The organism is Pseudomonas sp. BP8, from assembly GCF_017875955.1.
Taxonomy (GTDB): domain Bacteria; phylum Pseudomonadota; class Gammaproteobacteria; order Pseudomonadales; family Pseudomonadaceae; genus Aquipseudomonas.
Genome location: NZ_JAGINK010000001.1, coordinates 3,842,577 through 3,864,955, shown reverse-complemented (window position 1 = coordinate 3,864,955; position 22,379 = coordinate 3,842,577). Strand labels below are relative to the sequence as shown.

The 22,379-nt window shown below is 64.6% G+C and carries 18 protein-coding genes and 1 pseudogene; 2 read left to right on the top strand and 17 right to left on the bottom strand.

Translation table 11 applies throughout. The features are described 5' to 3' along the window. Positions 1 to 80 precede the first annotated feature (80 nt). Entirely contained in the window at positions 81 to 704 is a 624-nt protein-coding gene (locus J3B00_RS16825; RefSeq protein ID WP_209868942.1) for a LysE family translocator, read from the top strand. Here the strand turns inward: J3B00_RS16825 and J3B00_RS16820 are convergent. The 12 genes from J3B00_RS16820 to J3B00_RS16765 form a co-directional block, all read right to left on the bottom strand. Continuing rightward, positions 701 to 3,211 carry an autotransporter outer membrane beta-barrel domain-containing protein gene (locus J3B00_RS16820; protein WP_209868940.1) on the bottom strand — a complete coding sequence of 837 codons (2,511 nt, stop codon included), beginning with the start codon at positions 3,209 to 3,211 and terminating at the stop codon, positions 701 to 703. The genes J3B00_RS16825 and J3B00_RS16820 overlap by 4 nt on opposite strands. 98 nt (positions 3,212 to 3,309) lie before the next feature. Then, positions 3,310 to 3,585, bottom strand: a complete 276-nt coding sequence (locus tag J3B00_RS16815) for a peptidylprolyl isomerase (protein ID WP_209868938.1) — start codon at positions 3,583 to 3,585, stop codon at positions 3,310 to 3,312. Between the two features lie 34 nt (positions 3,586 to 3,619). Further along, positions 3,620 to 5,578 carry an acetoacetate--CoA ligase gene (locus J3B00_RS16810; protein WP_209868935.1) on the bottom strand — a complete coding sequence of 653 codons (1,959 nt, stop codon included), beginning with the start codon at positions 5,576 to 5,578 and terminating at the stop codon, positions 3,620 to 3,622. A 121-nt stretch (positions 5,579 to 5,699) separates the two neighbouring features. After that, positions 5,700 to 6,179 (bottom strand): serine protease inhibitor ecotin, encoded by a 480-nt coding sequence (eco, locus tag J3B00_RS16805; protein ID WP_209868933.1) that lies wholly within the window; start codon positions 6,177 to 6,179, stop codon positions 5,700 to 5,702. A 56-nt stretch (positions 6,180 to 6,235) separates the two neighbouring features. Then, positions 6,236 to 7,006 (bottom strand): 3-hydroxybutyrate dehydrogenase, encoded by a 771-nt coding sequence (gene hbdH, locus J3B00_RS16800; RefSeq protein ID WP_209868931.1) that lies wholly within the window; start codon positions 7,004 to 7,006, stop codon positions 6,236 to 6,238. Positions 7,007 to 7,048: 42 nt separating this feature from the next. Continuing rightward, the gene (locus J3B00_RS16795; protein ID WP_209868929.1) at positions 7,049 to 8,065 is read right to left on the bottom strand and encodes an ABC transporter permease; all 1,017 of its coding nucleotides are present in this window, start codon (positions 8,063 to 8,065) and stop codon (positions 7,049 to 7,051) included. After that, entirely contained in the window at positions 8,065 to 9,123 is a 1,059-nt protein-coding gene (locus tag J3B00_RS16790) for a microcin C ABC transporter permease YejB (protein WP_209868927.1), read from the bottom strand. Before J3B00_RS16790 ends, J3B00_RS16795 begins: the two co-directional genes overlap by 1 nt. After that, on the bottom strand, positions 9,120 to 10,949 hold the full coding sequence (locus J3B00_RS16785; RefSeq protein WP_209874935.1) for an extracellular solute-binding protein: 1,830 nt from the start codon (positions 10,947 to 10,949) through the stop codon (positions 9,120 to 9,122). The genes J3B00_RS16790 and J3B00_RS16785 overlap by 4 nt, the downstream gene beginning before the upstream one ends. A gap of 31 nt (positions 10,950 to 10,980) precedes the next feature. Continuing rightward, complete coding sequence (locus J3B00_RS16780; protein ID WP_150630034.1) at positions 10,981 to 11,262, bottom strand: peptidylprolyl isomerase; 282 nt, start codon at positions 11,260 to 11,262, stop codon at positions 10,981 to 10,983. Positions 11,263 to 11,294: 32 nt separating this feature from the next. After that, complete coding sequence (locus J3B00_RS16775) at positions 11,295 to 12,395, bottom strand: 3-deoxy-7-phosphoheptulonate synthase (protein ID WP_209868925.1); 1,101 nt, start codon at positions 12,393 to 12,395, stop codon at positions 11,295 to 11,297. A 600-nt stretch (positions 12,396 to 12,995) separates the two neighbouring features. Next, on the bottom strand, positions 12,996 to 14,147 hold the full coding sequence (locus J3B00_RS16770) for an acyl-CoA dehydrogenase family protein (RefSeq protein ID WP_209868922.1): 1,152 nt from the start codon (positions 14,145 to 14,147) through the stop codon (positions 12,996 to 12,998). Between the two features lie 16 nt (positions 14,148 to 14,163). Further along, entirely contained in the window at positions 14,164 to 15,234 is a 1,071-nt protein-coding gene (locus tag J3B00_RS16765; protein WP_209868920.1) for an enoyl-CoA hydratase/isomerase family protein, read from the bottom strand. Positions 15,235 to 15,810: 576 nt separating this feature from the next. On the opposite strand from J3B00_RS16765, the gene J3B00_RS16760 reads away from it, so the two are divergent. Then, positions 15,811 to 16,347 (top strand): sterol desaturase family protein, encoded by a 537-nt coding sequence (locus J3B00_RS16760; protein WP_209868917.1) that lies wholly within the window; start codon positions 15,811 to 15,813, stop codon positions 16,345 to 16,347. 52 nt (positions 16,348 to 16,399) lie between these two features. Here J3B00_RS16760 and J3B00_RS16755 read toward each other — a convergent pair. The 5 genes and pseudogenes from J3B00_RS16755 to fni form a co-directional block, all read right to left on the bottom strand. Then, positions 16,400 to 17,224: pseudogene (locus tag J3B00_RS16755) on the bottom strand (phytoene/squalene synthase family protein); the annotation flags it as partial. Then, positions 17,221 to 18,711 carry a phytoene desaturase gene (locus tag J3B00_RS16750; protein ID WP_209868915.1) on the bottom strand — a complete coding sequence of 497 codons (1,491 nt, stop codon included), beginning with the start codon at positions 18,709 to 18,711 and terminating at the stop codon, positions 17,221 to 17,223. The gene J3B00_RS16750 and the pseudogene J3B00_RS16755, both read right to left, overlap by 4 nt. Beyond that, positions 18,708 to 19,886, bottom strand: coding sequence for a lycopene beta-cyclase CrtY (gene crtY, locus J3B00_RS16745; RefSeq protein WP_209868913.1), 1,179 nt, complete (start codon positions 19,884 to 19,886; stop codon positions 18,708 to 18,710). The genes J3B00_RS16750 and crtY overlap by 4 nt, the downstream gene beginning before the upstream one ends. Further along, positions 19,876 to 21,156, bottom strand: a complete 1,281-nt coding sequence (locus tag J3B00_RS16740) for a glycosyltransferase (protein WP_209868911.1) — start codon at positions 21,154 to 21,156, stop codon at positions 19,876 to 19,878. The genes crtY and J3B00_RS16740 overlap by 11 nt, the downstream gene beginning before the upstream one ends. After that, positions 21,153 to 22,199 (bottom strand): type 2 isopentenyl-diphosphate Delta-isomerase, encoded by a 1,047-nt coding sequence (fni, locus tag J3B00_RS16735; protein WP_209868909.1) that lies wholly within the window; start codon positions 22,197 to 22,199, stop codon positions 21,153 to 21,155. The genes J3B00_RS16740 and fni overlap by 4 nt, the downstream gene beginning before the upstream one ends. Positions 22,200 to 22,379: the final 180 nt, after the last annotated feature.

The window sequence follows — 22,379 nt, the reverse complement described above, 5'->3', positions numbered from 1 at the left end:
CCGGCCATTTGTCCCGTCACTGTGCTTGACGTCATGCGCCAGCAGCAGCGAGGCTGCGCCGGTCCTGAAGGAGAATAACAATGGACCTGTCGAGCCTGCTGCTGTTTATCCCCGCCTGCTTCGCCCTGAACATGGCGCCGGGCCCCAACAACCTGCTGTCGCTGCACAACGCCAGCCGTTACGGCCTGCGCACCGCCTGCGTAGCGGGTGGCGGGCGGATCATCGCCTTCAGTGGCATGATCGCCCTGGCCGCGGCCGGCCTGGCGGTGGTGCTGCATACCAGCGAATACCTGTTCCTGACGATCAAGCTGGTCGGTGCCGCGTATCTGTTCTACATCGCCTGGCAGCTGTGGCGGGCGCCAGTGGGCGAGGCGATGGTCGCCGCTGATCAGCCACGCGGCGCCTGGCGCCTGGCCCGCCAGGAGTTCTGGGTGGCAGCAGGCAACCCCAAGGCGATCTTGCTGTTCACTGCCTTCCTGCCGCAATTCGTTTCGATGGACAGCGCCACGCCCGTCAGCGAACAGTTCCTCTGGCTGGGCCTGCTGTTCCTGTTGCTGGAGTGGGCGGCGATCGCTATCTATGCCGGGCTAGGCGCGTACCTGCAACGCTGGTTCAACCAGCCTGGGCCGCGCCGCATATTCAATCGGGTGAGCGCGTCACTGCTCGGTTGTGCCGGCCTGGGCCTGTTGGCGGCACGTCGCTAGAACTGCCAACGAACGCCCAGATTGACGCCGCTGCTTTCCTGCTGGCGGCTGTCGAGGTTCGTGCTGTACTGAACCCCTGCGTGCAGGCTCAGGGCTTGGCTGACCTGGGCCACCACGCCGCTTTCTAGCTGCAGTGAGGTGTAACGGTAGTCGGTCTTGATCTGGTCGACGTCATCGAAGATCAGACTGTCGCGGCCGCCATCGCCGTGCCACAGGTTGATTTGCGCGTAGGGCTGCAGCAGACGATTGCCGGAGGTGCTGAAATCGCCTTGCAGGCGTGCGCCAACCCGGGCGGTCAGCTCCACCTGAGCCTCATGGGTGACCCGGGAAATGCCATCACTGGCGCTGTTCAGCGCGACTTTTTGCGCGATCAGTTGCGCCTGCGGCTCCAGGCTCCAATGCTCGGACAGGGTGAACGGCTGACCACCCTCCAGTGAGGCCGTCCAGACGTGACCATCAAGCGTGAGCGATTGGCCTCGACTGGAGCGTGCGCGGCCATCGAGATCGGTATATTGCAGCACCGCATCAAGGTAGCCACCTTGCCCGCCGACCAGTGTCCAGTAAGCACCGACACTGTCACCATCCAGTTTCAGGTCGCCCACGCTGCGGTCTTGCTGAGCCAAAGCGAAGCCTTTGACATCGGCCTCGAGCCGGCTATGGCTGACGTACAGGCCAACGTGCTGGCGCAAGCCGCTGTCACTGACATGCACGAACAGGTCCTGGCCCACTTTGAACCCATACAGGTCGCCATCCAGGCTCGGGCTGACGGTGCCCGTCCATTGCTGGCGCAAGGTGCCGCCGTAGGCTTGGCCCCAACTGCCGGAGAGGCCCCCCTGGCCGCCGAGCAGTCGTTGGTCGCCCTGGCGCTGATGGAAGGTGCCCAGGGCTTGCCGGGCGATGATTGCCGCGCCACGTGGCGCAACGGCGTAGACAGGAACCTCCGGACGGTACAACGCCAGGCTCTCGCCCGCTACGGGGGTTGGCAGGTCGGGCTGGCCGGGCGCAGGCGCGGCGATGGGCGGGGATACTGCGGGCTCGACCGGTTGCTCGGGTTGCTCGGGCTGTCCGGGTTGCTCAGGTTGCTCAGGTTGCTCAGGTTGAACCGGGTCCACTACGGCGGGGGGAGGCGCTGCCACCAGGGTCGAGCGCAGGTACCAGCTGTTTTCACTGCCAGCCGTGACGCCGCCCTTGAACAGCCGATAGTCAAACGCACCGGCAGAAAGAACCTGGGTCTGGACGAAGGCACTGGCGCTGCTGGTTGCCCCGTCCCGCGCTTCAACTACCTGGATACCGTCTGCGCCGGTCGCCGCGCCAGCGCCGCCCAGGTTGTTCACCAACAATGCGGTGCTGCCGTCGATGCTGCCCTGGCTGACAACCAGCCGATCGGACGCTGCACCATCACCTGCCAATACACTGTTCAGGCGTAATGTACCGTTGTCGCCGTGATAATTGCCCACGATCAACAAGCGGCCTTGAGCATCGTTACCCCGGCTCAAGTCGATCGTCCCTGCATTGTTCACTGTTGTCGCCTGACCCGCCAGGAAGGGCGCAACGCTACCCTGACGTGAAACCAGCGTGCTGCTGCCGTCAATCTGCAGCACGCCCGTGCCTGAGACTGAGTCGCCTAGCGTCAAGCTGTCATCCAGTGTGAGCTGGCTGGCGTTTATCAGCGAAATCTGTTCGAACAGGCTATACAGCGCGCCGCGCTCAGGTTGGCTTGCGTCGAAGGTCAAGCTGTCGATGCCTTCACCGCCGTCGATGGGCGTGGTCAGGGTCGCGGCCTGCAGCCCTCGGACCAGCGCAATGTCATCACCGCCGCCCAGATCGACCCTGCCGGCGATGCTGCCGCCGTCCCAGGTAAATTGGTCGTTGCCCACGCTGAGGAGGATATCGCCACCGATCTGACCACCGTGCACCAGCACCCGGTCATCGCCACCACTGACAGAAATATTGCCGCCGATGGTGCCGGCGAAAATCTCCACGTAGTCCCTGTCGAAGGCCGTGATGAGGTTCCGGTCGATACTGCCGCCGCGCATGATGAAGGTGTTCTGGTCCAGGCGCATGTTGACGTTGCCGATACGCCCGGCGTCCATTTCGGCGTAGTCACCGCTGTCAAAGGTGCCCACGATCCAACCGCCGTTCATGTAGAACGTGTCCAGGCCATCACCTTGATTGACACCGCCCTGAATGACGCCGCCACTCATCCTGAAGTCATCGATGCCCGCGCCCTGCTGGACATTGCCGCCAATCAGACCGGACGCCATGTCGATGCTGTCGCGTCCGCCACCGAAGGTCACGTTGCCACTGATCTCGCCGCTACCACCGGGGGGCAGTTGCAAGCTGTTATCGCCCTCAGTGTCTGTAAGCGATCCGGCCGAGCCGCTGTCGCAGACATGGCTGTCGTTGCCAGGTCCTGGGCTGAAGCTGCAGGCTGCCTGCGCGCCCGGTGTCGCCAGGCTCAGGAGAGGAAGGCTGGCGAAAGCGAGAAGAGTACGGACATTACCCATGGTGACCCCCAGTGCGCTCGGTTTTGGCCGAGTTGTATAGAGGTTAGTAGGCGGCTGGCAACTGACAAAACTGATGGGTGGCTATGTGCCACCCAGCTTTAGTCGCGGTAGAACACCTGTACCAGGTGATAGCCAAACTTGGATTTGATCGGGCCGTGGATTTCGCGCAGGGCCTTCTTGAAGATCACCTGGTCGATCGAACCGACCATCTGCCCCGGGCGCACTTCGCCGAGGTCGCCGCCGCGCTTGCCGGAAGGGCAGGTGGAGAACTTCTTGGCCAGCACATCAAAGGCCTCGCCCTTGGCGATACGTTGCTTGAGCTGTTCGGCTTCGGCAGCGGTCTTGACCAGGATGTGGCGGGCTTGAGCTTTCATGGGACACCTGTGTATCGGGCAAAAAAGGGGGGCATTATGCCTGATCGCGCAGCTCCGCGCGGTCGCGGAATTGCTCCAGTGCTTGCGGATTGGCCAGGGCATCGGTGTTCTTTACCGGCTGGCCATGGATAACATTGCGGATCGCCAGTTCGACCAGCTTGCCGCTGATGGTTCGCGGGATGTCCGTGACCTGGGCAATCACCGCCGGCACATGCCGAGGCGTGGTGTACTGGCGAATGACCTGGCGAATGTGTTGGCGCAGGGCGTCATCCAGTTGCAGTCCTTCGCGCAGGCGGACGAACAGCACCACGCGCACATCGTCCTGCCATTGCTGGCCAACGGCGACGCTTTCCAGTACTTCTTCGACCTTTTCCACCTGGCGGTAGATCTCCGCCGTACCGATGCGTACCCCACCGGGGTTGAGCACCGCGTCGGAGCGGCCGTGGATCACCAAGCCGCCGCTGGCGCTCTGCTCGGCATAGTCGCCTTGTGCCCAGACGCCGGCAAACTGGCTGAAGTAGGCGGCGTGATAACGGCTGCCATCGGCGTCGCCCCAGAAGCCCAAAGGCATGCTGGGGAAGTTGCGCGTGCAGACCAGCTCGCCTTTCTCGCCGGTCACCGGCTGGCCTTGCTCGTTCCACACCTCGACAGCCATGCCCAGGCCCTTGCACTGGATCTCGCCGCGACGCACCGCCAGCAGCGGGTTGCCCAGGACGAAACAGGAGACGATGTCGGTGCCGCCCGACATCGACGCCAGGCACAGGTCGGCCTTGATCTTGCGGTAGACGTAATCGTAGCTGTGCGGTGACAGCGGCGAGCCGGTCGAGAGGATCAGCCGCAGACGCTCGAGGCGATGGCTGACTGCCGGATGCACGCCGGCCTGCTCCAGCGCGGCCAGGTACTTGGCGCTGGTGCCAAAGGCACTGATCGCCTCGGCGTCTATCAGGTCGAGCAGGCGCTCGGGGCCAGGATGGAACGGTGAGCCATCAAACAACACCAGGGTGGCGCCCACTGCCAGGCCGCTGACCAGCCAATTCCACATCATCCAGCCGCAGGTGGTGTAGTAGAACAGCACGTCGTCAGCTTTCAGGTCATTGTGCAGGCCGTGTTCCTTCAGGTGTTGCAAGAGCACCCCGCCGGCGCGGTGGACGATGCACTTGGGCACACCCGTAGTGCCGCTGGAGTACAGGATGTACAGCGGGTGATCGAACGGTAGCGGGGTGAAATGCGGCTCGCCGCCGGGCTGGTAGAAGTCGTCCCAGACGCTGACGCGCGCTGCCGTGAACTGTTCGGGAGCGATCTGGCCGTGGGTATAGGGCACGATCAGCAAGTGCTCAAGGCCGGGCAGCTCGCTGACTACCTGGTTGATCTTGTCGGTCTGGTCGATGGCCTTGCCGGCGTATTGGTAGCCTGCGCAGGCGATCAGCAGCTTGGGCTCGATCTGGCCAAAGCGGTCGATGATGCCGTGTACGCCGAAATCAGGTGAGGAGCTGGACCAGACTGCGCCAATGCTGGCGCAGGCGAGCATGGCCACCAGGGTTTGCCAAGTGTTGGGCATCACTGCGGCGACGCGGTCGCCGGGTTGGATGCCGCAGGCTTGCAACGCACGCTGAAACCCCGCCACATGCGCTGCCAGCTGGGTATGGGTGAATGTCTCACGCATGCCGTCTTCGCGAATGGCGACCAGCGCGGGGCGGTCGTCGCGACGCGACAGCAGGTGTTCGGCGTAGTTGAGGGTTGCGCCGCTGAACCAGCGCGCCTCGGGCATGTGCGGGCCTTCTTCGAGCACCTGGCTGGCAGGGGTGTGCCAGCGCACGTGGAAGTACTCGGCCAGGGTCTGCCAGAAGGCCGCGCGGTGCTCGATGCTCCAGCGGTGCAGGGCGGCATAGTCGTTGAGCTGGAGATTGAAGCGCAGGTTGACCCGCCGGCGGAAGGCATCCATCCGGCTGGCTTCGATCCGCGCCGTCGTCGGGCGCCAGAGCACATCGTTCATGCGTTTATCTCCGGGCTTTGTGGGGGCATGGTCGGGCCTCTTCGCGGGGCAAGCCCGCTCCTACAGAATCGGCGCAAAACCTGTAGGAGCGGGCTTGCCCCGCGAAGAGGCCCGCCCTGATTCACTCTACTTTAGCCTTTTGTACGTCCTTGGACGCCGACCACACGCGATAGCGCACTTCGACCCCTTCCGGCACATACACCACCACCGGCAGCTTGCTGTTGTAGCGCAGCATGAAACCTTCGCCAACCACCGGCACGAAGGCTTCGGTCTTGTTCCCGTCCGGGCAGGCCATCAGCGTCGTTGCTGGGCCGCCGACCTTGTTCAGGCGGTAGTAGCTATAGCCCCAGCCATCCAGGGTCTGTTCTTCCAGGCTACCGGCCAGGCGCTGTCGATTGCAGTCGACCTGCAGCGTTTTGCCCGCCAGGATTTCCAGCTTGAAGGCCGATTCATCAGACTCCTCGGGCAGGTGGATCACCTGCCGGCTAAAGCCTTTTTCAGCCTCGGGGTAGGGCGCGACGTCCTTGAGTGTGGCGGCCTGCGCGCACGTGGCGGTGGCCATGGCCAAGGACAGCAACGCGGTTAATGGGAATGGGCGCATACGGCCTCCTTGCGAGTGTGAGAATTGCGCGAGCGTGCCAGGCCTGAGGCCCACGTTCACTGGGCCAGCCAGCCGCCATCGACGTTCCAGGCGGCGCCGCGGACCTGGCTGCCAGCCTCGCTGCAGAGAAACAATACCAGTTCGCCAAGGTGCTGGGGCGTGACGAAGGCGCGCGAGGGCTGCTTCTCAGCCAGCAGATCCTCCTGCGCCTGCAGCGGATCGACACCTGCAGCGGCACGAGCGTCGATCTGCTCCTGCACCAGCGGGGTCAGTACCCAGCCTGGGCAGATCGCGTTGCAGGTGACGTTGCTGGTGGCGGTCTCCAGGCCCACCACCTTGGTCAGGCCGATCACGCCGTGCTTGGCGGCCACATAGGCGGCCTTGCCGGTCGAGCCGACCAGGCCGTGGACCGAGGCAATATTGATGATCCGCCCCCAGTTGCGCGCGCGCATCCCGGGCAGGGCCAGGCGCGAACCGTGGAATACCGCCGACAGATTGAGCGCGATGATCTTGTCCCAAGCCTCGACAGGAAACGCCTCGACCGGCGCTACATGCTGGATGCCGGCATTGTTGACGAGGATATCGACGCTGCCGAACTCGCGCAGCGCGAAAGCGAACAAGTCTTCGATCTGCGCCACGTTGGAGAGGTCCGCCGGGTGATGAGCCACCTTGACCCCCTGCCGAGCGATCTCGGCCAGGGCTGGCTGCGCATCGCCGAAGCCGTTGAGGATGATGTTCGCACCGGCTGCCGCCAGCACCTGGGCAATACCCAGGCCGATGCCGCTGGTGGAACCGGTAACCAATGCAGTCTTGCCGTTCAGAGTCATGCAACGCTCCTTGGAATACCTAGGATTAACAACTGACGTTTCTCAAGCCCGTGGATCGAACGCCTCGCGCAACGCATCGCCAATGAACACCAGCAGCGACAGGATCAAGGCCAAGGCAAAAAATGCCGTAAAGCCCAGCCAAGGCGCCTCCAGATGCTGTTTGCCCTGGGTGACCAGTTCGCCCAATGAGGCGCTGCCGGCAGGCATGCCGAAGCCGAGGAAGTCCAGCGCGGTCAGGGTCGTGATAGCGCCAGTGAGCATGAACGGGATGTAAGTCAGCGTGGCGTTCATGGCATTCGGCAGGATGTGTCGCCACATCACCTGGCTGTCCGCCAGGCCCAGCGCGCGCGCGGCCTTGACGTATTCCAGGTTGCGCCCGCGAAGAAACTCGGCGCGCACCACGTCGACCAGCGTCAGCCACGAGAACAGCGCCATGATGCCCAGCAGCCACCAGAAATCCGGTTCGACAAAGCCGCTGAGGATGATCAGCAGGTACAGCACCGGCAGCCCCGACCAGACCTCCAGCAAACGCTGCCCGAGCAGGTCGACCCAACCGCCGTGATAGCCCTGCAAGGCCCCCGCGAGCACACCGATCAGCACGCTCACCACGGTCAGGGTAAAGGCGAACAGTAGCGATACCCGCGTGCCATAGAGCACCCGCGCGAGTACGTCGCGCCCCTGGTCGTCGGTGCCCAGCCAGTTGCTGGCGCTCGGCGGGCTAGGCGTCGGTACCTGCAGATCGTAGTTAGGCGTGTCGGCGCTGAACGGGATGGGCGCGAACAGCATCCAGCCGCCCTGGTCGGCGATCAGTTGGCGCACGTACTGGCTGCGGTAGTCCGGCTGAAACGGCAGTTGGCCGCCGAACTGTTGCTCGCTGTAGCGTTTGAGCGCCGGCACGTACAGCTCGCCCTTGTACGACAGCAGCAGCGGTTTGTCATTGGCCACCAGTTCGGCACCCAGGGTCAGCAGCAACAGCCCGGCGAACAGCCAAAGGGAAACCCAGCCGCGTCGGTTGCCGCGAAAGCGTTGCAGGCGGCGACGCGATACCGGCGAGAGCATCAGTGCGCCCTCGCGTCGAAGTCGATGCGCGGGTCGAGCGCGGTGTAGCAGAGGTCGCCGATCAGGCGGATCAGCAGCCCGGCGAGGGTGAAGATGAACAACGTGCCGAACACTACCGGGTAATCCCGCGAAACCGCCGCTTCATAGCTCATGCGGCCCAGGCCGTCGAGCGAGAAGATCACCTCGATCAGCAGGGAGCCGGCAAAGAACACGGTGATCAGCGCCTGAGGTATCCCCGCCACGACCAGCAGCATGGCATTGCGCAGCACATGCCCGTACAACACCCGCCGCTCGCTGAGGCCCTTGGCCCGGGCGGTGACCACGTATTGCCGGGAGATCTCCTCGAGAAAGGCGTTCTTGGTCAGCAGGGTCAAGGTGGCGAAGCCGCCGATTACCAGGGCGCCGACCGGCAGTACCAGGTGCCAGAAGTAGTCGGCAACCTTGCCCAGCAGGCTCAGTTGATCGAAGTTGTCCGAGATCAGCCCGCGCACCGGGAACCAGTTCAATGAGGTGCCGCCGGCGAACAGCACGATCAGCAGCAGCGCAAACAGGAACGAGGGCAGGGCATAACCAATCACGATCAAGGCGCTGCTCCAGGCATCGAAGCGGCTGCCGTGACGCACTGCCTTGCGGATGCCCAACGGGATCGACACCAGGTAAGTGATCAAGGTCGCCCAGAATCCCAGCGACAAGGTCACCGGGAGTTTTTCCAGGATCAGGTCGGTCACCTTGGCACCGCGGAAGAAACTGCTGCCAAAGTCGAAGCGGGCGTATTGCCCAAGCATCAGCCATAGCCGCTCGGGCGCGGTCTTGTCGAAACCGTATTGGCGTTTGATCTCGTCGATCAGCTTCGGGTCGAGGCCGCGGGTGGCCCGGGATTCGCTGTGCAGGGTCTCGGCCTTGGCACCTGGGGCGCCGCCGCCGAGCCCCTGCAGGCGCGCCACCGCTTGTTCAACCGGGCCGCCAGGCGCGGCTTGGACAATGGCAAAGTTGACCAGCAGGATCGCCAGCAGTGTCGGAATGATCAGCAGCAGGCGACGCAGGATATACGCGGTCATGGCGAGGTCTTCCGGCGTTCGGCCATCTGCTCGTTGGTCAAGGCGGTAGGGCTGAGCTCCCACCAGGTGTCCAGGCCTTCGTCATAGGCGGCTTGCACCTTGGGCAGGCCGAAGCGGTTCCACCATACGGTCGAGCTGCCCGGTGGATAGTAGTTGGGGATCCAGTAGTAGTTCCACTGCAGGACCCGGTCCAGCGCGTGGGCATGGCGGAGCATGTCGGCCTGGCTGCTGGCACGGACCAAGCCGTCGAGCAGCGTGTCCACGGCCGGGTCCTTGAGCACCATGAGGTTGTTCGAGCCTGGATCGTTGGCGGCCGCCGAGCCGAAATAGTTGTACTGCTCGGAGCCGGGCGAAAGTGTCACCGGGTAGCCGGTGACGATCATGTCGTAATCGCGCGCCATCAGCCGGTTGACGTACTGCGAGGCGTCGACGTTGCGGATGTTCAGGGTGATGCCGATCTGTGCAAGGTTGCGCTTCCAGGGCAGCAGCAGACGCTCCAGCCCCGACTGGCCATTGAGGAAGGTAAATTCGAGCGGTTCGCCCTGGGCGTTCACCAAACGGTCGCCGTCGGCTCGCCAGCCGGCGGCCTTGAGCAGTTCCAGGGCCTGCAATTGTTGCGGGCGAATGATTCCCGAAGCGTCGGTCACTGGCGCAGTGAAGACCTTGCTGAAGACTTCATCGGGTACTTGCCCACGCAGTGGCTCGAGCAGCTTGAGCTCTTCGGCGTCGGGCAGTTCACGCGCGGCCAAGGGCGTATTGGAGAACACACTTTGCTGGCGGATATACAGGTTGCGCATCATCTGCCGGTTGCTCCACTCGAAGTCCCAGAGCATGCCCAGCGCCTGGCGCGTGCGGCGGTCGGCGAACATCGGCTTGGCCAGGTTGAAGACGAAACCCTGAGCCACTTGCGGTTTGCCCGGGCCTAGATGCGCGCGTTGCAGGCGGCCATCGTCCAGCGGCGCGCCGTTGTAGCCGATGGTGAAGGCGGTGGCGGAGAACTCGCGGTTGTAGTCGAAGCCGCCCCCACGCAGCACTTGCCGCGCGACCTCGGTGTCACCGAAGAACTCGAGGCGGATGCGTTCGAAGTTGTAGCGACCGCGGCTGACCGGCAGCTCCCGCGCCCACCAATCAGGGTCGCGCTCGAAGGTGATGCTGCGGCCATTGTCGATCCGGCCAATGCGGTACGGGCCGCTGCCGACCGGCTTGCTGAAGCCGGCGCCGCTGGCGAAGTCGCGCGCTTGCCAATCGTGCTCGGGCAGCACTGGCAGGCTGGCGAGGTCCAGTGGCAAGGTCCGGCCATGTGGCTGCTTGAAGTCAAAGCGCACCCGCTGCGGGCTTTCTACGGTGACCTTGGCGACCTCGGCGAACTGCGTGCGAAACTTCAGGCTGCCCTTGCTCATCAGCAGCTCGAAGGTGAAGCGCACATCCTCGGCGCGCACCGGTTTGCCGTCAGCAAAGGTCGCGCGCGGGTCGATCTCGAAGCGCAGCCAGGCGTCTTCAGGGCCACGCTCCATGCGCCGGGCGATCAGGCCATAGACCGTGTAGGGCTCGTCAAACGAACGCACGGCCAGCGGCGCGTACAGCCAGCCGTCGACTTCAGCGACGCCGACGCCCTTGTCGATATAGGGGAGGATATGGTCGAACTGGCCAATTTCGAGTGCCGAGCGGCGCAGGCTGCCGCCTTTGGGCGCGTCCGGGTTGACGTAGTCGAAATGGCGAAAGGATTCGGCGTAGCGGGGTGCTTCGCCGTACACCGTCAGGGCATGGGATGGGGCTGCGCTGGCCGCACATGCATGGACCAGCAAGAGCGCGCCGAGCGCGCCCATGCCCCAACCCTGCAGCAGACGCAAGAAGGAATCAGTCCTGGCGGCTGGTCACTTCAAGCAGGTGGTAGCCGAACTGGGTCTTGACCGGGCCTTGCACGACATTGATTGGCGCGCTGAAGACCACGGTGTCGAATTCCTTGACCATCTGGCCTGGGCCGAACGAGCCCAGATCACCGCCCTGGCGGCTGGACGGGCAGGTGGAGTTGGCCTTGGCGACTTCAGCGAAGTCCGCGCCAGCTTCGATTTGGGTCTTGAGCTCGTTGCACTTGTCTTCGCTGCTGACCAGGATGTGGCGGGCGGTGGCTTTAGCCATGGGAAACTACTCCTTGAGTGAAAAACGCAAGCCTAGCGCACTTGCCGCTCGATTGTCTCGCTTGCCGCGTGCGCCAGACGCTCTGCGGCCTGGCGCAGCATGGCCTCGGTGGCGCTCCAGCCCAGGCAGCCGTCGGTAATCGACACGCCGTACTTCAAGGCACCCTTGCCCAGTGCCTGGCAGCCGTCGAACAAGTGGCCCTCGAGCATCACCCCTACCAGCGAGGTGTCGCCGGCCAGCCGCTGCTCGAGCACGTTTTCGAACACGGCCGGCTGGCGGCCTGGGTCCTTGCCGCTGTTGGCGTGGCTGCAGTCGACCATGATCCGCGCCGCCAGGCCGACCTTGGCCAGGCCCAGGCGCGCCTGGGCGACGCTGTCGGCATCGTAGTTCGGGCCCTTGTGGCCGCCACGCAGGACCAAATGGGTATCCGGGTTGCCCAGGGTCTCGATGACTGCCGGGAAGCCCTGTGCGTCCATACCGAAATGACGGTGCGGGTGTGCGGCACTGCGCATCGCGTCGCAGGCAATGCCGATACCGCCGTCCGTGCCATTCTTGAAGCCTACCGGCAGCTCCAGGCCACTGACCATCTCACGGTGGATCTGCGACTCGGTGGTGCGCGCGCCAATGGCAGCCCAGCCGAGCAGATCGTCGAAGTAACCCGCGGCCATCGGTTGCAGCAGTTCGGTGGCGATCGGCAGGCCACGCTCAAGCATGCTCAGCATCAAGCCCCGCGATAGGGCGATACCGGCGTGCATGTCGTCGCTGCCATCGAGGTGCGGGTCGTAGGCGAGGCCTTTCCAGCCGACCGTGGTACGTGGTTTTTCCACGTAGGCACGCATGACCAGCAGCAGTTGCCCATCGACCTCGCGGCTGAGCGCGGCCAGCCGATCGGCGTACTCCAGGGCTGAGCGTGGGTCATGGAGCGAGCACGGGCCGACCACCACCAGCAGACGTGAGTCGCGGCCTTCGAGGATGTTGCGGATGGCTTGGCGGTGCTGCAGGACTTGCTGGGCGAGTTCGCTGCTCAGCTGCATGCTGTGCTTGAGCTGGTGCGGGCTGGGCAAACGCTGGCTGACGGCGGTGTTGGCGGCGAGCGGTTGGGTCAGGGGCAGGGCGAGAGTGGAGGCTTGCATGGCGTGTATTCCCTGGGCGGACAGCGGGTTCAGGCCCGCGTGGTCGGCCCTATCGAGGTGTTCGACAGATCGTCAAATTGGGTTCTTGTGCGGCATTGCCACCGGAAATCGACCGAACGGAGGCGGCAGGCTGGCCCGAACGGGATTGGCTAAATCGCCAGGCAACGGTGTTTGCGTAGTAATAAGTGGCGTAGTTCATGGATGTGTCCTCAGTCTGAATCGGTAAAAGTGTGAAGGCCTGGAAACGCAAAACCCCCGGTCGGGGAGCCGACCGGGGGTTGAGTATTCTCGTATTCGGCGGCCCCTCGAAGAGTGGGCGCCGTTGGGGTATCAGCGGCGCCTAGTGGCTAAACCAATACCCAAAATAAAAGCCTGGAGCGGATGTGCAACCGACAGCGGCCAGCACGCAGCGCGCGGTGCGTGCGGTGTGGTGGGCGGTGTTGAGGATGCTGTGGGGCATGTTGCTCTCCAGTGAATGAGCCCGAGCTTACTGCACCTGCAACAGGTTGTTCAATGGGTAAATGCTATTGCATCAATCATTTCTACCGCAGCGAATGCTTCGCGGGACAAGCCCGCGAAAAGCTCCGCTGCTTCACGCCACTACAACGGGTAGTGCTTGAGCTCGCGGGCAATCAGCATGCGCTGGATCTCGCTGGAGCCTTCGTAAATCTGGGTGATCCGCGCATCGCGGTAATAACGCTCTACCGGATAGTCTTCCAGGTAGCCATAGCCGCCATGCACCTGAATGGCCATCGAGCACACCCGCTCAGCCATCTCCGAGGCGAACAGTTTGGCCTGCGAAGCCTCAGACAGGCACGGCTTGCCGGCACTGCGCAAGCGTGCCGCATGCAGGATCAGCAGCCGCGTGGCATTGACCTGCACCTGCATGTCGGCCAGCAGGTTGGCGATGCTCTGGTGCTCGTTGATCGGCTTGCCAAACTGGATGCGCTCGCGTGAGTAGACCAGCGCGGCCTCGAAAGCAGCGCGGGCGATCCCCAAGGCTTGCGCAGCGATGCCGATGCGCCCGCCTTCAAGGTTGGACAAGGCAATTGCCAGGCCCTTGCCGCGCTCGCCGAGGATATTGGCGGCAGGGATGCGGCAGTTGTCCAGGCTCACTGCGCAGGTATCAGAGGCGCGGATGCCCATCTTGTGCTCGCTGCGGTCGACCTTGAACCCCGGGTTGTCGGTCGGCACCAGAAACGCCGAGAGGCCTTTTTTGCCAAGCTCCGGGTCAGTCACTGCGAAGATGATCGCCAAGCCTGCGCGGCGGGCGTTGCTGACGAACTGCTTGGCGCCGTTGAGCACCCACTCACCGTCAACCAGCTCGGCCCGGGTCCGCAGGTTATGCGCCTCGGATCCGGCCTGCGGTTCGGTCAGGCAGAAGCAGCCAATGACTTCGCCGCTGGCCAGGCGCGGTAGCCAGGCCTGTTGCTGCTCGGGCGTGCCGTAGGCCAACAGGGGGCCGCAACCGACCGAATTATGGATGCTCATCAGGGCACCGGTAGCACCGTCCCCGGCGGCGATCTCCTCGACCGCCAAGGCGTAGGCGACGTAATCGGTGTAGCTGCCGCCGAATTCTTCCGGTACGACCATGCCCAGCAGGCCCAACTCGCCCATCTTGCGCACCACGCCATCATCGATCCAGGCGGCCTTTTCCCAGGCCTGTGCATGCGGCGCGATTTCGCCACGGGCAAAGTCCCGGGCCATGTCGCGGATCATGATCTGCTCTTCGCTCAGTTCCAGGTCTTGCATCTGTGTACTCCCAGGCTCACAGCCCTTCGAAGAATTGTTCGACCCGTGACCGCTGCAGGGCAGCGAGGCTCGGCGGATTCCAGCGTGGCTGCTTGTCTTTGTCGATGATCAGGGCGCGTACGCCTTCGATGATGTCGCCATGCTCGAACCACTGGCGGTCCAGTTTCAGCTCCATCGCGAAACAGTCTTCAAGGCTCAGATGGCGACCGCGGCGCAGCATCTCCAGGGTAACCGCCATGGCCAGCGGCGAGCGGCTTTCCAGCTGGTCGGCGGTGGCCATGGCCCAGGCGTGGCTGTCGCCAATGGTCACCGCGCGCAGTTGCTCGATGATGCTGGCCAGATCGGGCAGGGCAAAGAAGTGGTCGATCACCGGCCGTAGTCTGGCCAGGGGCGCGTCGTCGAGTACCTGGGTACCCAGCTTGGCGAGCAGGCCCTGGAGGTCCTTGAGCGGATGCTCGCCAAGGTTGATGCGCTCCAGGCCTGCATCGAGGTCGGCCAGTTTGTCGCTGGCCAGGTACCAGTCGGCGAGGCCACAGTACAGCGCATCGGCGGCCTGAATCTGGCTGCCGCTGACGCCCAGGTAGGTGCCCAGTTCACCGGGAATGCGCGACAGGAAATAGCTGCCGCCGACGTCCGGGAAGTAACCGATCGCCGTCTCGGGCATGCCCAGGCGACTGCGTTCGGTCACGATGCGCAGGTCGGCGCCTTGCGCCAGGCCCATGCCGCCGCCGAGGGTAAAACCGTCCATCAGCACCAGCACCGGCTTGCGGTAATGGTGGATGCACAGGTCGAGGGCATACTCTTCGACGAAGAACGTTTCATGCAGCGTGCTGCCGGCCTTGTAGCTGTCATACAGCGAGCGGATATCGCCGCCGGCGCAGAAGCCCTTGGGGCCTTCGCCGCGCAATACCACGGCCTGCACCTGCGGATCATCCGCCCAGGCATCGAGGCTGCGTCGCAAGCTGCGCACCATGTCCAGGGTCAGCGCATTGAGCCCGGCAGGGCGATTCAGGGTGAGGTGGCCAATCTGATTACGGACATCGGCCTGCACGTGTTCCGTGGCCGAGGTGTGAGCGTGCGCGGTCATCGCGTTCTCCCTGCTTTGTTATTGATTTTCCAAGTGAAGTTGGGCGGGCGCTGAAGGGTAATACGATCCTGTCATGCGAATATGCCCTGCACAATCGACAAATCTGCAGCGTCTGCGTGCATTTTTGCCATAAAGATGCGCCTTGCGGATAGGCTTTTGCCACCTGCTAGTGCGTCGTTTGCGGTATGCACGCTTCCCGCCGTAAGGGGCAGGTCTTTCAAGGTCTTTGAGACTTCGGCCTGAGTAAGCCGGGGCTGCTTTGCAGCCCTTTCCGACCGGTCCGGTGCCCCGGCAAGGCCGCCCCCACAAGGGCGAACCGCGCCGCTCTTGAGGCATGCGCTATACGTGTGGGAGCGGCCTTGTGTCGCGAAATGAGGGCGAAGCCCTCACCGGCATCACATCCAGATACGATCCGTTCGCTTACTCTAATCCGGTCACGACGGCCTTGGGCTCTAGATGTCGTTCACCTGCATCGCCACCTTCGGCTCAAAACCCGCTTGAACGCTTCGCCGCCAGCACACTCCATTACAGACAACTGCTGTATCTTCGAACAGACCTGCCCCCGGAAGCCCCGCCATGCTCATCAGCCTGCTGATCTTCCTGTTCACCCTCGCCGCCATGGAAGGGGTGGCCTATCTCGCCCATAAATACATCATGCACGGCTTTGGCTGGGGCTGGCATCGCTCACACCATGAGCCGCGCCAGGGATGGTTCGAGAAAAACGACCTGTACGCCGTGGTGTTCGCAGGCTTGGCGATCGTGCTGATCGCACTGGGTAATGCCGGTTGGTATCCGCTGCAATGGATCGGCGCCGGGATGACCGCCTACGGCGCGCTGTATTTCATCGCCCACGACGGCCTGGTGCATCACCGCTGGCCGCTGCGCCTGGTACCGCGAAGGGGTTATCTCAAGCGTCTGTACCAGGCTCACCTGATGCACCATGCGGTGCAGGGCCGGGAGGGCTGTGTGTCGTTCGGGTTTCTCTATGCGCCCTCGGTGGAGCGCCTGCGGGCGCAGCTGCGCGCGCGGCATGGCGGGCCATTGCGTCCTGCGCGCGAGGACGCTGCCACAGCCCCGGGTCACGCGGCGGGTAGCGATGCCGGTGGCGAGTAACGGCTCGCCACAAGCCGCAAGCCACGGCGGCGAGCTTCTCCAGCTTTGAGGTCGACAGGCGCCCATCCCAAGCGCGTGCACCCGCACGGCGAAGCTTGACCCCGATCTGCCGATAGACCAGCGCCGCCGTCGCCACTGCCCAGGCCGAGCGCCAGGGCAGGGCGTGCAGGCCGGCCTGGCCGCTGGCGTAGTACGGCTCGGCGTGCTCGACCAAGCGGTGCGCCAGTTGCGCCAGGGCAGGCCGATGGGCGGGATCGGTCAGGGCGTTGGCGGGGATGCCGGCTGCCTGCAGCCAGTCTTCGGGCAGGTAGCAACGGCCGACGTTGGCGTCATCGATGATGTCCCGGGCAATGTTGGTCAACTGCATCGCCAAGCCCAGGTCGCAGGCGCGATCCAGCACCCGCGGATCGCTTGCGCCCATGACCCGCGCCATCATCAGGCCGACCACGCCGGCCACGTGGTAGCAGTAGCCGAGGGTCTCTTGCAGGCTGAAGTAGCGCTGAGCGGTGACGTCCTGGGCAAAACCCTCCAGCAGCTCGAAGGCTTCCTGGCGAGGAATGGCGTGCTGCCGGGCGACCTCACGCAAGGCGGCGAAGGCCGCCTGATTGACCTCGGCGCCGCGACAGGCCGCGTCGGTCTGTTGCTGTAGCTCGTGCAAGCGCTGGCGGGCCTGGTCCGGCGCAAGGGCTACGGCGCCGTGGCCGGCCTGCTGACCGTCGATCACATCGTCGCAGTGTCGGCACCAGGCATACAGCAGCATCGCGCTACGGCGGGTCGCTGGCTCGAACAGGCGCGCCGCTGCGGCAAAGCTTTTCGAGCCCACGGCGATGCTGCGTTCGGCGTGGGCCAGCAAGGGGTCTTGCGCTGTGTTGCTCATGGGTGCAGGTCCTCCAGCATCAGGCCGGCCGTGGCCTTGGCCGAGGCAATCACCCCAGGCACCCCGGCGCCGGGATGGGTGCCAGCACCCACCAGATACAAGTTGGGCAACTGCGCGTCACGGTTGTGCGGGCGGAACCAGGCACTTTGGGTCAGCGTCGGCTCAAGGGAAAACGCCGAGCCCAGGTGCGCATTGAGCTGCTCGCGAAAATCCAGAGGGCTGAATGTGCGGCAGGTCACCAGGTCGTTGCGCAGGCCCGGGATGTAATAGCGCTCCAGGTAGGCCAGGATGCGGTCACGGTACAGCGGCGCCTGCACCGTCCAGTCGACGGGCGCATTACCCAGGTGCGGTACCGGTGCCAGCACGTAATGACTGGAGCAGCCCGCTGGAGCAAGGCTGGGGTCGGTAGCGCAAGGGGCATGCAGGTACAGTGAGAAATCCTCGGGCAGTGCCGGACCGTTGAAGATCTCCGAGATCAGATCTCGGTAGCGCGCCCCGAAGCACACGGTGTGGTGGCGCAGTTGCGGTTGCGCGCGGCTCAGGCCGAAATGCACCACGAACAGCGAATTGCTGAAGCGCTTGCCCTTGAGCCGCTGCCCTTCCTGCCGGCCGCGTGGGTGCTGGCCGAGCAGCTCGGCGTAGGTATGCACCACATCGGCGTTGGAGGCGACTGCATCGGCCTGCCACTGCCGGCCGTCATGGCTACGGGCACCGGTCAGGCGCCCGGCGTTGGTGTCGAACGTGGCCACGTCGGCGTTCAGTTCGAGCGTGCCGCCCAGATCCTGAAACAACCTGGCCAAACCCTGGACCAGGGCGCCGGTACCGCCCCGGGCAAACCATACGCCCCACTCGCGCTCCAAGGCGTGGATCAGGCTGTAGATCGAGGACGTGGCGAAGGGGTTGCCACCCACCAGCAAGGCATGAAAGGAAAACGCCTGGCGTAGCCGTTCATGGCGGATGAACCGCGACACCACTGCGTAGACGCTACGCCAGGCCTGCAACCGGGCCAGCTGCGGGCCGGCCTGGAGCATGTCGCGAAACGACAGGAAGGGCACTGCGCCGAGCTTCAGGTAACCCTCGTCGAGCACTGCTCGTGAATAGGCGAGAAAGCGCCGGTAGCCGTCGACATCGGCCGGTTCCAAGGCATGTATCTGGCGCTCCAGATGGTCTTGGTCATTGCCATATTCAAAGTAACTGCCGTCTTCCCAACACAGCCGGTAGAACGGGCTGACCGGCAGCAGCTCGACATAGTCCGCCATCGGTTTGCCGGCGAGGTCGAACAGCGCCTGGATCGCGGTCGGGTCGGTGATCACCGTGGGGCCGGCATCGAAGGTGAAGCCCTGGTCGTGATAGACGTAGGCGCGACCTCCCGGCTGGTCGCGTTTTTCCAGCAGCGTGGTGCGCACGCCGCCCGCTTGCAGGCGGATGGCCAGGGCCAGCCCGCCGAGGCCGGCGCCGATGACCAGCGCGGATTTGCCTTGGCTCATGAAGGGGTCTCGTCAGGGGTAGGGAAATGTCGTGGCGAATGCCGCAGCGCCGCCCGCAGGGCTTGGTCGACCGGCACCGGGGGTTTGCCACTGAGAATGCGCAAGCGGTCACGCCAGTGGCTTTGCCCTGCATAGAAGCGCGCGATCAGCGGCTCAGGCAGCCGATAGAAGCGTTGCATGACCTGCCAGCGCTGTTGCGGGCGCCCGGCCAGGAACAACATGCGGTTGAGCAGGCGGTAAAATCCTTGCTGCTGCCAGCGTTGCTTGAGGTAGTGCTGCAGGTCGCGGGACAACTGCGGCGCATCGTCCAGCGGTTGGCGCGCCAGCCAGTCAGCCAGGCGTACGGCCTCCGGCAGCGAATAGCCGGTGGTGCAATGAAACAAGCCCGCACGCAGCCCTGACAACGGCTGCCCGGCATGTTGCGCAGCCCAAGCGTCGAAGTCGCCGGCCAGGGTAATCGGCAGTACGCCTTGTTCTTCACGCAGCAGCTGTTCGCTGGCCCAGCCGCGTACGGTGAGGTAATCGCTGATGTTGGCGCGCATCTGCGCCGGTGTCGGTGCATCGCGCTCGACGTAGTGCGTGTCTTCGATCAAGACGGTATCGGCCGTGAACGGCAACACATAGACAAACCGATAGCCAGCACCTTGGGCCACACGGGCATCCATCAGGATCGGCGCGACCAGGCCATGCGGCTCGCGCAGGCGCAACAGCTGGCCGAGAAACGCCTGTTGGCCCAGTACCCGATGAGGACTGGCTTGCGCGCCGCGCCCGTCGATCACCAGCTTTGCCTGTAGCTGCTCGCCGTCGGTCAGGGTGACCTGGCCTGGGCCCAGCGACTGCACGGTGCACCCGGTGCGCAGGGCTGGCCCCAGCAGCGGCGTGATGACCTCGGCAAAGCGCTCACTGGTAATGCTCGCGTAACCACTGTCGAGCCTGCGCGACAAGTCTGGGAAGTGCACGTGATAGGCCGGCCAGCGCTTGACCACCAGCGGCTCCAGCCAATGTTGCTGGAGCGGGTCGAGGTCTTGCTGATGGAACGACCAGGTATGGTTGCCGCCCAGGCTGGTGTGCTGCTCCAGGCACAGCACATCCAGCTCGGGGCGCAGCTGCTGCAGCCGCCATGCGATCAGGCCATTGGCCAAGCCACCACCGGCGAGGATCAGGTCATGCGCCATGGTGATCCTCCGCCAGCACCGGCTGGCGGGTGCGCAGTGCGGTCTCGATGATATCGGCCGCTTTTTCAACGCCGCCGGCCGTGGCCAGTTCGGGTTCCAGCAGGGCCAGGCCCGGCATTGGCTCGTCGAGCAGACGGGTCAGCGCGGTGGCAATCGCGGCGACGCTGCTATGGCGCGAGAGTGCCAGGCCAAGCCGGTGATAGACCACGCGGGCGGCGACGCCTGGCTGGTCAAAGGCGATTGGCAGTACCAGCAGCGGCGTTGCTGCGGCGATGGCGTCCATCACGGTGTTCAGGCCGCCGTGGCTGACGACCACATCGGCGCGCCGCACAGCCCACTGCTGCGGCGCAAAATCGGTGACGACCGTGGCGCCCAGTTGCATCAAGCGTGCTTGCTGAGAGGTTTCCAGACCGCCGCAATGGGCCAGCAGCAGCTGCACGTCGAGCAGGCGACAGGCCTTGGCAATACGCGCGAACAGGCCGAAGCGGTGCCCCTGCAGAGTCCCCAGGCTGGCGAACACCAGCGGTTTGCGTGCATCGAACGACCAAGCGCCTTCGGCCTGCTCGGCGGCACTGCGCAGAGGCCCGACGGCATGGAAATGCGCTGGCAGCGCGTGCCGGGGAAAGTCAAAGCCGGCAAGGGTCTGGCTAATCTGGGCCAACGGCGAAAGGCAGTCGTGCAGCCCGCCCCGGGGTGGCAATCCCAAGCGCAGTGCGGCGGCTTGCAGCGCCTGGGTCAAGGGTCTCATCAGCCAGTCATGGACCTGGCAGCTGCCTTGGTAGAGCTTGAGGGCATGCGCGTCGCGGGCGAACTTGAACGGCATTACCGGCAGCGGCACGCCCTCTTCACGATTGACCGGCAAGGCGCAGGCGATCGAAATGAACGGCAGCTCGAGGGCTTCTGCGGCCAGTGCGCCGGCTGGCTCCATCTGGTCACACAACACCGCGTCCACGGTGTACGCGGTCAAGGCGTCCGGCAGCTGTGCGCTGAGCATGGCGCTGGTCTTGGCCAACTGGCGAATCAGCCGGCGCAAGCGCCATGGCCCGGCGGGGTTGGCCGCCAGCCGTAGCGTCTGCTCAAGGCTGCCCGGTGGGTGGCTATCCAGACCCAGCGGCTCGAAGCCGATGCGCGGGTCGTTGAGCCAGCGCTGGCTGTCGGCCTGCTGCATGAAGGTCACTTGATGGCCACGCTCCAGCAGCGTCGCGCCCAAGGCCTGCAATGCCTGGAAGTGGCTGGGGTAGGGCGGCGCGACTACGGCAAAATGGCTCATGCCGGGTCCAGGCGGTTGGCCTGCAGGCGCGCGCGGCGCAGCTCGGCCAGGTTGCGCGAGCCGGTACAAAAACAGACGATACGCAGTTGCCGCAGGATGACCTCGAAGTGCGCCAGCACCGCCTCGGTAGATTCGGTTGCCGCCTGCAATACCCCAGCGGCCTGGCCTACCAGGTCAGCCCCGAGCCGGATTGCCTTGGCCGCATCGATACCGTCGCTGATCCCCCCTGAAGCAATCAACGGCACGTTCGGCAACGCCCGACGCAAGGCCAGCAAGCACTGCGCGCTGGGGATGCCCCAGTCGGCAAAGGCCATCGCCACTGCGCGGTCGGCGTCGGTGTTGGCGCGCTGCGCTTCCACCGCCGCCCAACTGGTGCCACCGGCGCCCGCCACGTCGATCATATGCACTCCGGCCTCGACCAACGCTCGGGCGACTGTGGGCGAAATACCCGCGCCGACTTCCTTGACGATTACCGGCACCGGCAGCTCGGCGGTGAGTGCCGCGATACGCCCCAGCACGCCGCGCCAGTCCCGGTCCCCCTCCGGCTGGACAGCCTCCTGCAGCGGATTGAGGTGAATGATCAGCGCGTTGGCCTGCAGGCTATCGACCGCGCGCCGGGCCAGATCCAGCCCATCCGCCTCCCGCAGTTGGGCGGCGCCGAGGTTGGCCAGCAACGGAATGTCGGGCGCCAGGCGGCGTAGCTCACCGGTCAGCCCCTGATCGTTGCCGGTGCGCAAGCTGACCCGCTGCGAGCCTACGCCCATGGCAATGCCCAGCGTCTGGGCGGCTTCGGCCAGATGCTGATTGATCCGGCTGGCACGCTCGGCGCCGCCGGTCATCGAGCTGATCAGCAGTGGCGCGCGCAGATCCATGCCCAGCAATGACGCACCTAAGTCGATCTGCTCCAGCGCCAGTTCCGGCAGGGCGCAGTGCTCGAAGCGAATCGCCGACCAGCCTGGGTCCTGGCGCGGCCCCGCTGGCGTGGGCGCCAAGACGATATCCAGGTGGTCGTCCTTGCGTTGACTCAGGAAGCTTTTCTTCATGCCGGCTCCAGTGCCAGGGAATCATCGAGTGGCAAGCGGGGTCAGTGCTGGTATACGAGTTGTACAACGTAACTGTTTTGTACAGCTAAGCTCAAAACCAGTACCTCGTCAGGCAACGACCCACTGTCAGTCGTTCCCTCAACCTGCGGCCTGTGCGCCGCGCCGCTCAGCAGAGGCAAG